The organism is Acetomicrobium sp. S15 = DSM 107314 (genome assembly GCF_016125955.1).
Taxonomy (GTDB): domain Bacteria; phylum Synergistota; class Synergistia; order Synergistales; family Thermosynergistaceae; genus Thermosynergistes; species Thermosynergistes pyruvativorans.
The window spans coordinates 1-319 of record NZ_JADEVE010000044.1 but is presented as its reverse complement, the minus strand read 5'-3'; the positions used below and the strand labels follow the sequence as shown (position 1 = coordinate 319).

Sequence of the window (319 nt, the reverse complement as noted above, 5' to 3'; positions counted from 1 at the left end):
GAGAGCGAAATCCTAACCGGCCTCGCTGCCGCAGGGGCTAACGTAATAATATTTACGACGGGCGGAGGCGCGCCACAAGGCTTTCCCTTGGTGCCGGTGATAAAGGTGGCGGGGAATCTGTACTGCCTCAAAAAGGAGTTTGCTTATCAAGCTTACACTTCCCTTCACCGTGATGTGCTCACCTTTATGTAAAGTCCCATTATATAACATAACCGCCTGCATCGGAACCTCCCAAAAAGATCCCCGTCTTCGGCAGTTGGGGTTCGCTCCTGTCGAAACGATCTTTTACCGAATCCAGGATAGGCTTGAGGTAAGTTGG

1 pseudogene is annotated in these 319 nt (G+C 51.4%); it reads left to right on the top strand.

Annotated features, from left to right (window positions below):
- A pseudogene (locus EZM41_RS01195) lies at positions 1–192 on the top strand (UxaA family hydrolase); the annotation flags it as partial.
- Positions 193–319: the final 127 nt, after the last annotated feature.